11 protein-coding genes and 1 rRNA gene are annotated in these 14,076 nt (G+C 44.1%); 3 read left to right on the top strand and 9 right to left on the bottom strand.

The window, feature by feature from the left end:
- Nucleotides 1–210: 210 nt before the first annotated feature.
- Nucleotides 211–1,758: ribosomal RNA gene (locus tag HMPREF9243_RS02820) — 16S ribosomal RNA — on the bottom strand.
- A 493-nt stretch (nt 1,759–2,251) separates the two neighbouring features.
- Complete coding sequence (locus tag HMPREF9243_RS02815) at nt 2,252–3,073, bottom strand: hypothetical protein (RefSeq protein ID WP_013669555.1); 822 nt, start codon at nt 3,071–3,073, stop codon at nt 2,252–2,254.
- 63 nt (nt 3,074–3,136) lie between these two features.
- On the opposite strand from HMPREF9243_RS02815, the gene proC reads away from it, so the two are divergent.
- A complete protein-coding gene (proC, locus tag HMPREF9243_RS02810) occupies nt 3,137–3,934 on the top strand; it encodes a pyrroline-5-carboxylate reductase (RefSeq protein ID WP_013668595.1) in 798 nt (265 codons plus the stop codon).
- Nucleotides 3,935–4,052: 118 nt separating this feature from the next.
- Here the strand turns inward: proC and HMPREF9243_RS02805 are convergent, their stop codons facing one another.
- Entirely contained in the window at nt 4,053–4,409 is a 357-nt protein-coding gene (locus tag HMPREF9243_RS02805; RefSeq protein ID WP_231286958.1) for a transcriptional repressor, read from the bottom strand.
- Between the two features lie 281 nt (nt 4,410–4,690).
- Between HMPREF9243_RS02805 and HMPREF9243_RS02800 the strand changes: the two genes are divergently transcribed.
- Entirely contained in the window at nt 4,691–5,806 is a 1,116-nt protein-coding gene (locus HMPREF9243_RS02800) for an aromatic acid exporter family protein (protein ID WP_013669200.1), read from the top strand.
- Nucleotides 5,807–5,880: 74 nt separating this feature from the next.
- Here HMPREF9243_RS02800 and pulA read toward each other — a convergent pair whose 3' ends face one another.
- Nucleotides 5,881–7,881, bottom strand: coding sequence for a type I pullulanase (gene pulA / locus HMPREF9243_RS02795; protein ID WP_013669198.1), 2,001 nt, complete (start codon nt 7,879–7,881; stop codon nt 5,881–5,883).
- A 186-nt stretch (nt 7,882–8,067) separates the two neighbouring features.
- On the bottom strand, nt 8,068–9,282 hold the full coding sequence (locus HMPREF9243_RS02790; RefSeq protein WP_013669915.1) for a hypothetical protein: 1,215 nt from the start codon (nt 9,280–9,282) through the stop codon (nt 8,068–8,070).
- A 149-nt stretch (nt 9,283–9,431) separates the two neighbouring features.
- Between HMPREF9243_RS02790 and HMPREF9243_RS02785 the strand changes: the two genes are divergently transcribed.
- Complete coding sequence (locus HMPREF9243_RS02785; RefSeq protein ID WP_041705902.1) at nt 9,432–10,019, top strand: DUF402 domain-containing protein; 588 nt, start codon at nt 9,432–9,434, stop codon at nt 10,017–10,019.
- 237 nt (nt 10,020–10,256) lie between these two features.
- On the opposite strand, the gene mutY is transcribed toward HMPREF9243_RS02785, so the two are convergent.
- The 4 genes from mutY to HMPREF9243_RS02765 all read right to left on the bottom strand — a co-directional run bounded on the left by mutY (nt 10,257) and on the right by HMPREF9243_RS02765 (nt 14,016).
- Entirely contained in the window at nt 10,257–11,471 is a 1,215-nt protein-coding gene (gene mutY, locus HMPREF9243_RS02780; RefSeq protein ID WP_013668668.1) for an A/G-specific adenine glycosylase, read from the bottom strand.
- Nucleotides 11,468–12,484, bottom strand: a complete 1,017-nt coding sequence (locus tag HMPREF9243_RS02775; protein ID WP_013669853.1) for a RecX family transcriptional regulator — start codon at nt 12,482–12,484, stop codon at nt 11,468–11,470. Before HMPREF9243_RS02775 ends, mutY begins: the two co-directional genes overlap by 4 nt.
- 49 nt (nt 12,485–12,533) lie before the next feature.
- On the bottom strand, nt 12,534–13,391 hold the full coding sequence (locus HMPREF9243_RS02770; protein WP_013669304.1) for a hypothetical protein: 858 nt from the start codon (nt 13,389–13,391) through the stop codon (nt 12,534–12,536).
- Between the two features lie 367 nt (nt 13,392–13,758).
- Nucleotides 13,759–14,016 (bottom strand): helix-turn-helix domain-containing protein, encoded by a 258-nt coding sequence (locus HMPREF9243_RS02765; RefSeq protein WP_013669101.1) that lies wholly within the window; start codon nt 14,014–14,016, stop codon nt 13,759–13,761.
- Nucleotides 14,017–14,076 lie beyond the last annotated feature (60 nt).

Raw genomic sequence — 14,076 nt, 5'->3', positions numbered from 1 at the left:
CCGGTTAAGTTGTATGATGCGAAAAGTTTTAAAACTCTTTCTTTTTCGGTTTTTACGCTTGGTAAAATTGGTTTATTGACATTTCTATCTCGCAAAAAATAGAAATGCGGAATGTTATGATAGTATTCAGTTTTCAAAGAACAATAGAGAGTTAGACCTCTCAAAACTAAACAAAGAAGACTCAAATATGTATTCCGAATATATCCTTAGAAAGGAGGTGATCCAGCCGCAGGTTCACCTACGGCTACCTTGTTACGACTTCACCCCAATCATCTGTCCCACCTTCGGCGGCTGGCTCCAAAGGTTACCTCACCGACTTCAGGTGTTACAAACTCTCGTGGTGTGACGGGCGGTGTGTACAAGACCCGGGAACGTATTCACCGCGGCGTGCTGATCCGCGATTACTAGCGATTCCGGCTTCATGTAGTCGAGTTGCAGACTACAATCCGAACTGAGAATGGCTTTAAGAGATTCGCTTGCTTTCACAAGGTCGCTGCTCGTTGTACCATCCATTGTAGCACGTGTGTAGCCCAAGTCATAAGGGGCATGATGATTTGACGTCATCCCCGCCTTCCTCCGGTTTGTCACCGGCAGTCTCGCTAGAGTGCCCAACTCAATGCTGGCAACTAACAATAAGGGTTGCGCTCGTTGCGGGACTTAACCCAACATCTCACGACACGAGCTGACGACAACCATGCACCACCTGTCACTTTGTCCCCGAAGGGAAAGCTCTATCTCTAGAGTGGTCAAAGGATGTCAAGACTTGGTAAGGTTCTTCGCGTTGCTTCGAATTAAACCACATGCTCCACCGCTTGTGCGGGTCCCCGTCAATTCCTTTGAGTTTCAGCCTTGCGGCCGTACTCCCCAGGCGGAGTGCTTAATGCGTTAACTCCGGCACTGAAGGGTGGAAACCCTCCAACACCTAGCACTCATCGTTTACGGCGTGGACTACCAGGGTATCTAATCCTGTTTGCTACCCACGCTTTCGGGCCTCAGCGTCAGTGACAGACCAGAAAGTCGCCTTCGCCACTGGTGTTCTTCCATATATCTACGCATTCCACCGCTACACATGGAGTTCCACTTTCCTCTTCTGTACTCAAGTTCCCCAGTTTCCAATGCCCTTCCACGGTTAAGCCGTGGGCTTTCACATCAGACTTAAGAAACCGCCTGCGCCCCCTTTACGCCCAATAAATCCGGACAACGCTTGCCACCTACGTATTACCGCGGCTGCTGGCACGTAGTTAGCCGTGGCTTTCTGGTAAGATACCGTCAAGACTGGAGCAGTTACTCTCCAATTTGTTCTTCTCTTACAACAGAGCTTTACGATCCGAAAACCTTCTTCACTCACGCGGCGTTGCTCCGTCAGGCTTGCGCCCATTGCGGAAGATTCCCTACTGCTGCCTCCCGTAGGAGTTTGGGCCGTGTCTCAGTCCCAATGTGGCCGATTACCCTCTCAGGTCGGCTATGCATCATTGCCTTGGTAGGCCGTTACCCCACCAACGAGCTAATGCACCGCAAGGCCATCGATAAGTGACAGCAAAGCCGTCTTTCCAAACACCACCATGAGGTGGTGTTTCCTATGCGGTATTAGCACCCGTTTCCGGATGTTGTCCCCCGCTTATCGGTAGGTTCCTTACGTGTTACTCACCCGTCCGCCGCTAACGTCAGAAGTGCAAGCACTTCGTCGGTTCGCTCGACTTGCATGTATTAGGCACGCCGCCAGCGTTCGTCCTGAGCCAGGATCAAACTCTCATGAAAGAATCATGAGCGTTGAATAGCTCATTTGTTTGCTGACTAGTTATAGTCTGGTCTAGACTTATTGTTTGAATTGTTGGTTCATCAACAAAATGTTGATGCCCTACACATTTGGTTCGTCTTCTTTGTTCAGTTTTCAAAGGTCTAAATCTTGCTGTCTTTGTGACAGCGACTTAATTAGTATACCATAGCTTTCGAACGCTTGTCAATAACTTTTTTGAAAAAGTTTTTTTAGCAGTTGAAATTGGTTAATCAATTAAGTTTTACCGATCAGTTTTATCTGATCAGCAAGAATTATTATAGCTCATCGCTAAGTTGTTTGTCAACAAGTTTTTTGATTTATTTTCTTAAGTGTTTTAAGAGACAAATCATTTCTTGTGAGAAACAACTTTTATAGAATACCAAGTCCCCCATTGATTGTCAATAACTTTCTCCAACTTTTTTATAATTAATTACACTTAGTTGTTCATATCCTACATAATCACTAGTCCTATCCCTATTTAGGCAAATTCTTTTCCTTAAAACCGGTAAAATGATAAGCCATAATGAGCTGTCCGATACTAAATAGGACCACTAGAAGTGCCATTAGACGATTATTTAAGTGAAAGTAGCCCCATAAGCTTGCCAGGAGGCTAGGTAGAATTAATGAAAGTAAACTGGCGCCGTAGCACTCCTTCAGATTATAAAAATCCAAGCGCTGAGCTAGCCGCAAGCGGTTGAGGACCACAGCAGCTAATAGGCTATATAAGATAAGAAACAATAAAAAGAGAATATGACGCATGCCGACGAATAAGTATTTCTGGTTCTTACGATAATTTTTCTGATAGTTTTGATAGAACTGTTCCAGTAATTCCTGACTACTTAGCTTGGTCTGTGAGTTTCTATTATAAGGAGCGGAAAAGTCATCGCCTTCTCGAGGTTGATAGACCATCATATCTTCTAGGAAGATAAAGGCCGAGGGGTTATTCAGAAAAAGAGTGTCTAATTCTTCCAATTCAGGTAAAATCCCGATACTTATTGCTGGCGCATCTATTTTTTCCTTCTTCTCCTTAGCCCCATCTCGGGGTACTAATTGCCCTTCTTGAAGTTCATAGTCTTTTAGCTTCTGATCAACACGTTGACTGGGGAAGTCGGCTAGTAATTCTTGGTAACTTTGGTCAAAGACGTCATTATTTACACCCTGAAAGCGCCAGGCAAAGGGTAAGGTTAAGACTAGACTTAGAGTAAGAATGACTATGCCCATCCCGAAAGTGTTGAGTGAGCGCCTTTGTCGATAGACATAGGCAGAAGTAAAAATATTTTTTAAAGAAGAGCGCATGAAGGGTTCCTTTCTGCTATGATATTTTCAGAAAATACTTGTAAGTGATAGGAGTGCGTATCTATGAAAACCATTGCCGTTATTGGAGCTGGGAATATGGGCCAAGCCCTCATTGCCGGCTTACAATCCAGTTACCACCAAGCTCAGATAGAAATTAAGGCCGCTACTGCTAGCCAAGCGAGCGCAGATAAAGTTGCAAAATATTTTGACATTGCCTGCTCGACTAATAACCAGACCTGTGCCCAGGATGCTGACCTCGTCATTGTGGCAGTGAAACCTTATCTAATGGACCAGGTGTTGGACGAGATCAAGAACAGTCTCAAAGCGGATGCCATTATCGTCACCGTAGCAGCTGGTTATAGCTTAATCCAAGCAGGAGTAATTCTTGGTAAAGAACAAGCCATTGTCCGCATTATGCCAAACACTGCCGTAAAAATCGGCAAAGGGGTGATTGCGATGACCGCTAATGACCAGGTTTCCGCTAAAGACTACCAAGCTGTTAAAGACTTATTCCATAGGCTGGGTTTAGTCGCTGAAGTCAGTGAAGATCAATTTGCCACCATCACGGGACTGTCTGGCTCTAGCCCAACCATTGTCTACATGCTGATCGAGGCCATGTCAGACGCCGGATGTCAACAAGGACTCCCCCGGTCTCAAGCCCAAAGCTTAGCTGCCCAAACCGTTCTGGGAGCAGCAGCCATGGTCGTAGAAACTGGCCAACATCCCGGTCAACTGAAGGATGCCGTCTGCTCCCCTGCTGGCACCTCCATTGAATGCGTTCGTAAGGCAGAGGAAAAAGGCTTACGAACCGCTGCCATGGAAGCTGTCATTGCTGCTTGCCAAAAAGCCAAGGGCAAGTAAGCCAGCTAGCCGCGCACGTAGAACTCAATTTTCAACAAGAAATTAGCTACTTGAAGCAAGAAGGGCTATCCCAGGATAGCCTTTTTTATTTTTCAACTTAAGGATGCTTAAGCTAGGTCTAATCGATGCCTTGGCAGTCAGAGCAGATTCCGTAGAACTCCAGGTGGTGGCCAGTAATTTCAAATTGAGTAGCTTCTACCGCATAGTCTTCAACTGCAGTTAGGGCTTGCTCAACTTTAGCCGCATCGGGATAATAGACATCGACGATTTTTCCGCAGTTTTGACAAATGATGTGATAGTGCTTTTTTAAGAAGAAATCGAAATGGGTGGCCCCATCATTGGCACGTACTTCCTTGACAAGATTAATATCGGTAAAGATATTCAAGGTGTTATATACCGTTGCTAAACTCACCGATTGATCTTCTTGGGAGAGCTCTTGATAGACTTGTTCGGCAGTAGGATGATGGTCAGCCACAATCAGATGTTTTAGTATTTTTTTCGTGGGGAGGTTAGGCGAATACGGCGTTCTCGCAAATAAGCGACCGCATCGACATATAATTGCTCATAATCCATGTGTTGTCTTCCTTTCCATCAGCCCTTTAGCTAATTATAATTGAAAGCCTGTAAAATATCATATTTTTCCCTTAAGTTGTTAAAATTCTCACTTATGCTTATTGAAGAAAATCATGCTATGCTATATAGTAATTCAAGGTCTTAATGGTATCGATTAAAATAGAAAAGGACGATTAAAAACCAATGAAATTAGGTGCTCGCACGATAAAAACCGGCATTGGCGTCATGCTAGCCATGGTTATCTCTAGCCTCCTACCCCATATTGAGATTATGCAACCAACATTTGTTGCGGTTCTAGGGCTGCAACAATCCGTTAAAAAAACCTGGTATACCCTATTTAGGCGGGGAGCTGCTGCTTTCTTAGGTGGCTTAACCGCCGTGGTCATGTCTTACTTCTTTGGAAATAGTCCCATTGTGGTTGGTCTGACCGTCATTATTTTTATCGCTATTATGAATGCCATTCAACTCCAAGACGTGATCTCCTTGGCCACAATTACCGTAGTTATCATCATGCTACAGCCTGTCGATAACGTCAATGACTTAATCGGCATTGCGACTTCCCGGGTGATTGAAAACATCCTCGGTGTGGTGATCTCCTTCTTGGTGAATGTCTTTATCATGCCACCTAAGTATGACAATGTCCTCTACAAGGAAATTTCGGACACTTCATCAGAAGTATTGATTCGACTGCGAGCTATCTTGAGAAAAAATGGTGAATATTCTTCACTGACTTCAGACTTGGACTGGGCCTATAAGCGGATCAACTATATTCGCGATCTCTTCCAACTTTCCAAAGAAGAACCCATTTGGTTTGCCAGTCGCAGGGTATCAAGGAAACGGCAGTTGGTGGTTTATCGCAGTTTTATCCAATCTTTATTAGATATGACTAATTTACTCCATACTATCCACACCCATACTAATATTCTCTTTGTGATTGATGATGACCTGCGGATTCAAATACGTGAGCGGATTGAAACCCTCTGTGCCGCCCATGAGCAGATCTTCCTTAAATTTGACGGCCGCATCTCACCGGCTGAAGTCAACTTCTTCCAGCCTACTAAGATTCGCCGCCAGGAGTTGATGAATCATATCATCAAGGAAACCGACCTCAACCGAGGCCCAGAAACAGAATCCTTGAACTACCGGATTGAGAAGAGCAACTCCTTAATCTTAATCACCGGAGCCATGATCAAGGTCGAGAGTTCTCTCATCCATCTTAATACCCTGGTCCGCTCCTACCATACCCATCACGAAGAAGACCATGACCATTACGCCTTAAAAGATAAATTAGATAGTTAAAAAGACTCGAGCTGATCAGTCGGTAAATGACCTGACAATGATAGGCTCGAGTTTTCTTTTTACCAAGAAATTGGCTAAGATTTTTCTGTTCCTTGCTGTTTCAAAATACTTAGCGACAGTTCCTCAACGACAAGGGGATGTTCATTACTTAATAAGAACTTCTCTTCATCAGCAGAGAGGAAATGATAATTTTCAGCCAGAACCTGCCAGTCACCCTCAGGCAAGGTAAAACGAATGGTATTGGTCTGTCCATTAAATACCAGCAGGTAATTAGCGTCTTCTTCATGGTAAAGAAGCGCAATAATTTGAAAATCAGCCTTCAAAACCTCCACTGCCTGGTCAATACTTTCAAAATCAAACAGGTGAAAAACTGGGTGAGCTTGGCGAAAAGCAATCAAATCCCTCAGATAGTCCACGGCATTCTGGTGTTTATCGCGCAAGGACCAGTCAATCTGGTTGATACGGTCCCCATGGCGGTAGGAATTACGGACACCTTGCTTAGTACGGAAGAATTCCTGGCCAGCATGCAAGAAAGGGATACCTTGACTTAAGAGGACGAGGCTATTGGCGAGCAGTTGACGCTTTTGCCGCTTGGCTTGGCTTTCAAAACTATGGCTAATGGCTAGTTTATCCCATAAAGTCCAGTTATCATGGGCGGCCACATATTTTACCAATTGCAAGGGCGACTTAACATTAATGGCCAACTTATTCAGCCGTTCCCCACCCAAAAAACTGGCTAAGAGGGTCCGCTCCACAGAAAACTTACCACTGGCATAACCGGTATCCATGCCCTCCCCTTGGTCAGAGCCCTTGACACTGTCACGAAAATGGTCGTCAAAATAGGCAATCCGGGGAGTCTTATAAGCATTGACTAGGCAAGCCTTGTCTTCATCGGGTAGATAGGTCCCTAAGTTCCACCCTTCCCCTAAGATAAGGATACTTGGATCAATGGCATCTAAAGCTTGGCGGACTTGGTTCATGGTCTTGACGTCATGGATCCCCATTAAGTCAAAGCGAAAACCATCAATATGGTACTCCTTGGCCCAGTAGCATACCGAGCGGACAATATACTCTCGCATCATCCTTCTTTCTGAGGCGGTATCATTCCCCACACCCGTCCCATTACTAATGGTGCCATCGGGGTCGCGACGAAAATAATAGTTAGGAACGGTCAATTCCAGGGGGTGGTTTATGTAATCATAGACATGGTTGTAGACCACATCCATAATTACACGAATGCCCGCTTGGTGGAGGGATTGGACCATGGTTTTCATTTCTCTAATCCGGCAGATGGGGTCGGCAGAATCCGTGGCATAGGAACCTTCAGGAACATTGTAATCAGCAGGATCGTAACCCCAATTATAATTATCGCTATCCTCGATCCCTTCAATCACCGTCTTAAAGTCAGCCATGGGCAGGAGCTGGACGTGGCTGATTCCTAAATCCTTTAGGTAGTCAAGGCCTGTACTCTGTCCTTGGGGCGTTTTAGTGTCTTTTTGACTGAGGCCCAGAAATTTACCCCGCCACTTGGGATTGACACCTGAATTATCCGCACTAGTCAGATCTCTCACACTGGCTTCATAAATCACCGCTTGAGAAAGATTCTTTAGAGCGGGCGCTCGGTCTTGGTCCCAATTGGTGGGGTTAGTCCGAGACAAATCAACCACCACACTGCGCTGGCTATTCTGGGTTGCTCCAAGGGCATAAGGGTCTCTCGTAAAATTGGTCTTTCCATTGGGAAAGGATACCTTATAAAGGTAGGCGGTATTGTGCCAATCACCAGGAAGATCTAGACTAAAAACACCTCGTTCTTGACGTTGCATAGGATATTGGGATTGTCGATTACTATATAAGTCCTGGTAAATGAGCAGGCTGACATCATTTGCCAAGGGCGCCCAAAGCCGAAAACTAGTCGCCTTTGGCCGGTAGTTAGCCCCTAACCGGGCTTGACTAGCAAAACAGTCATCGAATTCTGGATCTCTGACCAGGTCATCCATGGCTTGGTCTAAGCTAGAGCCTTGGGGAGGGGTCCCCTGTAGGATTTTATCTAAACGTTCTTCTAGTTGATTTTTCACTTAATAACCTCTTCGTATGCTTCTTACTCACTCATCTTCTCCTTCATTATAACCAGGATGAGCGCATTTAGCTATCTTGGCTATTGAAACAAGCCATAAAAAAACAGTCAGCTCTCAACTAATTGCTAGCTAGAGCTGACTGTTAATGTTAAAACCACGTTCAAAACGACTGATACAAGGATTAAACTATTGTCCCTGTCCACCATAAGGGTTTGCCGGGGCGGGATTATTATTCCCAGCAGCTGGCGCTTGAGGAGCTGGGGCCTGTCCTTGCCCATTGGCTGGTTGTTGGTTAGGGGCCACTTGGGACTGCTGTTGCTGTTGTTGTCTTTGGGCTGCTTGAGCTTGACGGTCCGCTTCCGCTTGAGCCGCTTCTCTTTGCTTAGCCTCTTCTTGTCTTTGTGACTCAGCAGCTTGACTTTGACGAGCAGCCGCTGCTTCAGCTTCCGCTTGGGCCGCTTGGGCTTCCTGAGCCTCCGCCTTCTTCTTATCTCTAATACTTTGACTTTCCTTAGCCATGGATTCTTCTAAGGCAGCCTTGTCATCATTTTTGCCTTGGAAGCCGTGACTTAAGTCAAAGTGTTCTTCCTGCATAGCTTGACCAAAGAGATCAGCTAAGGCTTTAAAGCCTTGGTCATTGAATAGGCCTGACTCTTGGTCATAGATCTTCTCAGAGTCAAAGTTCTTCGCCTCGAAAGCCTTATTGAGGTCCATGATATTTATATGCGACTCTTCTAGGGCTTGGGTCAAGCGGACTAAAAAGCTGCCGTATGTGCCCTGGCCATTAGCCGCTTCACTATAAGAGGGTAAAGCCAGGAAAACGATATTAGTTTCTGGGGAAGCTATCCGTAGATGACCGTAGACTTGTTTCAAATTAACTAAGGTATCTTCAAGGCTTCTCCCTTGGGCAAAATCTACTTCACTGGTCATGGGAAGGATTAATAAATGTGGTTTTTCCTTAGCCACCTGGTCAACCAGGTCACTCGTTAATAAGGACTGGCTACTGTGGCCTGTAAAATCATAAGCTTGAACGTTTAAACCCAAGTCTGCTGCTTGGCCTTTCGACTTGATGAGCTCGCTTAGCCATTGGTCACTTTCTCCTTGAACCTTAACCGTAGCCACTTTGGCTTGGGTTCCTGCTTGGTTAATATAGGCTAAATAATCGCTAAGAGTCGCTTCTTGACGCTTATCTTCAAAACGTTTAGCTGCCTGACCGTGATCACTGGTTTTTGGCGCTTGACTTTCTACCTGGCTACTTGCTTGGCTCTTTGACTCATAGGCGACATTATTTTGCCCTGTTTGTCTTTGCTTACCAATCAGGTAAAAAGCAGCCACTAAGAGGACAGTAATTATTGTCGCAATAATAGCTATCTTACGCTGTTGATCTCTAGATGTGTTCATCTAACTTGCTCCTCTCCTTCTTCTTAAAAGATTGTAACATGAGACTGCTCCAAAAACGAGAAAAAATATTTTACCTATACACTATTCCTTAAGCTATGTTATACTATTTTTGACTTTGGTCTTTCCAAGTGAAGAAAGTAGGTCATGTGATGTATCATCCAAAAGAAGGAGAATTCATCACAGTCAAAAGTTATAAACATGACGGCTCACTCCATCGAACATGGCGCGACTGTTTGGTCCTAAAAACAAGCGAACAAAGTATTATTGCTTGTAACGACCACACCCTCGTTACCGAATCTGATGGACGCCGTTGGGTGACACGTGAACCCGCTTTACTCTATTTTCATAAAAAATATTGGTTCAATATTGTCACCATGTTAAGGCAGAACGGTGTCTCATATTATAGTAACCTAGCTTCTCCTTATGTGATTGATGAAGAAGCTTTAAAGTATATCGACTATGATTTAGATATTAAAATTTTCCCTGATGGGGAAAAACGCCTGTTAGATATTGACGAGTATTTAGAGCATGGTCATGAAATGCATTATTCTAAAGAATTAGATATAATCATTAAAAGCCATCTCAAAGAGTTAGTACGCTGGATCGAGGAAGAAAAAGGTCCCTTTTCTAAACCTTATGTCGATCTCTGGTACGAACGCTACTGTCAGCTGACCCAACGTCGTAAGCGACGGAAGAAAAGCTACAAATATAAGAAGAAAAAGCGGATTCAGTCGTAATAAGATCATCAGACTGTGATGATTAAGCAGATAGCGTCATACGCTATACCTTTTCAAGTGATTAAAGTCTTGATAAAAAACGTCGATACCATGGAGTGGTCGACGTTTTTTTATCATGCGACTTAACTAAGCTGAGTTTATCCCAGTTTTCTCCACTTGCTATAGCTGTAGGAAGCAAAGCAAGGTACAGATATAATATGCGTAGCTCTATCGATCCTTGGCGCACCCGTCACACTCTCATAGATCAAGATAATCTTTTAAGGCCTGCCAAATCTTCATTTGTACGGTAGGATAGGCATGACGATTAAGGTCATGCAAGAAAACCCAATCATTATCTTCTTGGTCTTGCCAGCCTTTTTCGGCTGTGGGAGATAATTTAGCATAGTAGAGGTCAATCTCCCAAAGTCGGTGAGAAAAGACATGGCGGACATGGCCGATGGATTTTTTCATTACGACTGGTCTAAGATCATAAACTGCCTCTGCTTCAGCAACCAGGTTTTGGTAAGGCTGGCGCTCTTCTCCCCCTTGCTGGTCACTTTCTTCTTGGTTAGCTACTTCAAAAAGCGGAACCGTCCACAAATTAGCCAAGAGACCCTGGCTGGGACGCTTTTCAATCAGATACTGACCTTGACTATTCTCCAGCAAGAGTGCTTGGTAGTGAAGGGTTTTGGATTTAGTTTTGGATAATTTCACCGGATAATCCAACTCGGTTCCGGTCAGGGTAGCTAGGTTAAAGTCTTTGATGGGACTAATATCACTCAAGGGCTTCTTAGCGGTTTCGTAACTACTCCCCAAGTCCATTAGTGCCTGGTTAAAGTCCCCCGGCCGTTCATCGCCCATCACATAAGCCACTACTTCACGGAAGATAGCGTGGTTCTTTTGCCGGCTAATATCAGCGTTAATGGTAAAGAGGCGGCTGAAAACTCGCATGGCATTTCCATCAATGGCGGGTACGGCCTGGCCAAATGCAATAGAAGCAATGGCGCCCGCAGTGTAGGGACCGATCCCCGAGAGCTGCTTTAGCTCTTTGGCGGTTTGGGGAAATTGACCACCATAATCATTGACAATCTCCTGGGCAGCTTTGTGGAGGTTTTTCGCCCTGGAGTAATAACCTAAACCGGCCCAAAGTTTGAGTAAGTCGTCTTCTTCTGCCGCTGCCAGGTCCTCAACCGTGGGGAAAGCTTGCAAGAAGCGTTGGTAGTAAGGAATGACGGTATTAACTTGGGTTTGCTGCAACATAATCTCTGATATCCAGATCCGGTAAGGGTCCTTACTTTCTCGCCAGGGTAAGTGACGCCCTTCCTTGTCGTACCAATCAAACAAGGTCTTACGAAAAGCCTGGTTGGTTTGTTCGCCCCAGAGTTCAACTCCCGCAATGGTCGGTCCTAAATCAACAATGGCTGATTGTCCGATCCAATCCTTAGGGGAAAAATCTTGATTACTTCCGCTCACAGTTCTCCTTCTTCCTCTGCTTGCCTTATAGCCGCATCGATGGCTTCACTCTTAAAGCCACGGCCAAAAAGCATGGTTTTTACTTTGAAACGTCGTTCTTTCTCATCCAAATTCTGGTACTTCTTCCAATAGCGTTTAAAATACTTATTTAAAGCCGCACCCTCATCACGGTCGAGCAGGTCAGACTCTTTTAGTTGGGATAAAACTTGGCTAATTAAGTCATTATTGTAGCCCTTCTTATAGAGAAATTGCTGCAATTTCTCCACTGCCTTTAGGTTGGAATTCTTTCTAAGTAAGCTAGGCAACTTCTTTTTAGCCAAGTGTTGAGCATTTTCCATTTGATCAGCCTCACTATACTCCAACAAAGCTTGGTCAATGGTGTCTTCACTAAGGCCCTTTTCCTTCAGTTCCATAGCAATCACCTTGGGGCCTTTTCGATTGATGGTTTTTGCCGTTCGAGTATAGGATTGGCCATAATAGAGGTCATTGACTAGGGATAAGTCTTTCAATTTCCCCATGACCTTATCAATAGTCGCTTGGGAATAGTCTTCCTTAGCTAAACGTTGGCTAACTTGCTTTTTTGACCGTAAACTATGGCTTAAATAGTTTAAAGCAATCTGATAGGCCCGGTTATCGTGTTCGCTGGCCAGGATATTTTTGCTTTTCTCTTGGCTTAAGTACTGCCCCTTAGACAGGGCATAACGAACTAGGGTATCTTCACTAATCCCAAAAGCAAAGTCACCGTCAAGGTAGACATTATAACGTTTCTTATGGCGCCTTTGGGCTTCAATCATGGTGATCTTGCCTGATAAAACCCTCTCCTGGTCTTGGTCTAAGCCTTCTGGGTCAGAGGAAGTGGCTGGTTTCCTAGGACGATAACCGCTTTTTTTAGTCTTTCTTTTTGGCCTGGTCAGCTGGTCACTTTCATCGGTTAAGGCTCTGACTCTTTTTGAGCGGGACTTTTTCTCCGGACTGATCTCACTTAATTTTACTGGCTGATTATCTTCTAGCATGTTTCCACCATTCCATACGCTTAGTCTGAGCTAGATTTCAATAATTATTCTAGATCAGACTTTTTTCACTTTGCTGTTCTTGATAATATTCTTTAAAAAATAAATAAGACTGCATTTTCTCTATCGGATCTTCAATTAAAGGATTCGATAAGAGGTCTAGATAATAACTCTGCCACAAGTGGTAGGCAAATTCAAGTTGGGCTTTGATTTGTACATTTTTAACCGGTAAAACTAAGGAAGTCGATGCAACCGTTTCAATGGTCACCGGTCGGCCCCCTACTGGAAAGAAGTGAAAGTATTTCACCAAGTTGAGGTTTAAGTAGCCGTGAAAATTTTGGTTACGATAGCGCAGAGGCATCAATAAGTGCTTTCCCAGAAAGAAGGGCCTAAGCCAAGTATTTCCCAGGTCCACTGGCTCTTGAACCAGTCGATCAGTCATTTGCGTTTTTAGGGTTGATTTTAATAATTGGTCCAAAGTACACCGACTCCGGTACAAGAACCCCTCACTGGTTAAGATCAAAGCCCCCTTTAAATAGGCTTTATCTGTGTGATTTTTTAGCAAACGGCCTTTGACTTCTAAAACCATTAGGGTATCCTCACGAAAATGCCCGATACTCCGCGGAACTTCCTCAGCTATCCGATAGGCTCTAATTAGGTCGTCAGCCTCCACTAAAGACAGGTACTTATGCGGTAAATTCAAGGCATAGTGCTGGCAATGGTCACTATCCTTATTTGAAATAAGGGAAGAATTGTCAGATGACCGAGTTGCTTCTGGGGCCTCATTAGCTAGGGGCGACTTAGCTAGTGACTCTAGTGATTGGGCCTCACTGGTATTTACAGCAGCAGGATCTTCTCCCACTTGAGACGGGGACATATGGCAAGACGTTAGCGACATGTTTTCCAACATTTCTGGTACTCCTTCATTGTATTAGTTCTCAGTTATTGAGAAACCATTTTTAAGATAGCATATATTCTTCCAGTAAAGACTATCTTTACTTAAAGCTAATCCATTTTTTACCAGGAATTTACAAAACTTCCTTTTAAACGCTTACATCCGCCTTTTTACCTAAACTTTACCCTGATTTTACAACCCCCCCTTGTTTGCCTAGTTCTCTTTGAGCATTCCTTCTGCCTTTACATAGTGGTCTTTAAATAGCTAACTAGCAAGCGTATCATTTTAAAGTATTAAAAAACAACAAATCCCTAGATTAGATTCTAGTTATTTGTTGTTTCAAGGTCTTACGCACCTAGCTATTCCGTCTTTGATATCAGATTTAGAAGTGCACATCGACAACGAGGTGGCCACCTACAGCATTAACGATTTCTTGTAGGGTACCTAAACTAATATTTTGTTGACGTGATTCAACCCGTGAGATATAACTTTGCTTACGCCCAGAAATATCCGCTAATTGAGCCTGGGATAGCCCCTTTTCTTGACGGATTTTTAGCAACACATCAGAAGCCTTAATACTTGCTTGTTGTCTTGCAATATTTTTTTCATCAAGGGATAGGTCTTCTCTATGCGTATCCATATTCATCCCCTCCTAAATATTTCACACAACTCATCGTAATATTTTTAATAAACATATATC

Origin of the sequence: Aerococcus sp. Group 1 (assembly GCF_000193205.1) — a bacterium.
Taxonomy (GTDB): domain Bacteria; phylum Bacillota; class Bacilli; order Lactobacillales; family Aerococcaceae; genus Aerococcus; species Aerococcus urinae_A.
The sequence above is the reverse complement of the archived record's forward strand: the minus strand, read 5'-3'. Positions and strand labels throughout refer to the sequence as shown.

What these genes read in the sequence shown, in the direction of transcription:
- HMPREF9243_RS02815 (WP_013669555.1), bottom strand. Translation starts at nt 3,073, where the DNA reads ATGCGCTCTTCTTTAAAAAATATTTTTACTTCTGCCTATGTCTATCGA.
- proC (WP_013668595.1), top strand. Translation starts at nt 3,137, where the DNA reads ATGAAAACCATTGCCGTTATTGGAGCTGGGAATATGGGCCAAGCCCTC.
- HMPREF9243_RS02800 (WP_013669200.1), top strand. Translation starts at nt 4,691, where the DNA reads ATGAAATTAGGTGCTCGCACGATAAAAACCGGCATTGGCGTCATGCTA.
- HMPREF9243_RS02790 (WP_013669915.1), bottom strand. Translation starts at nt 9,282, where the DNA reads ATGAACACATCTAGAGATCAACAGCGTAAGATAGCTATTATTGCGACA.
- HMPREF9243_RS02785 (WP_041705902.1), top strand. Translation starts at nt 9,432, where the DNA reads ATGTATCATCCAAAAGAAGGAGAATTCATCACAGTCAAAAGTTATAAA.
- HMPREF9243_RS02775 (WP_013669853.1), bottom strand. Translation starts at nt 12,484, where the DNA reads ATGCTAGAAGATAATCAGCCAGTAAAATTAAGTGAGATCAGTCCGGAG.
- HMPREF9243_RS02770 (WP_013669304.1), bottom strand. Translation starts at nt 13,391, where the DNA reads ATGTTGGAAAACATGTCGCTAACGTCTTGCCATATGTCCCCGTCTCAA.
- HMPREF9243_RS02765 (WP_013669101.1), bottom strand. Translation starts at nt 14,016, where the DNA reads ATGGATACGCATAGAGAAGACCTATCCCTTGATGAAAAAAATATTGCA.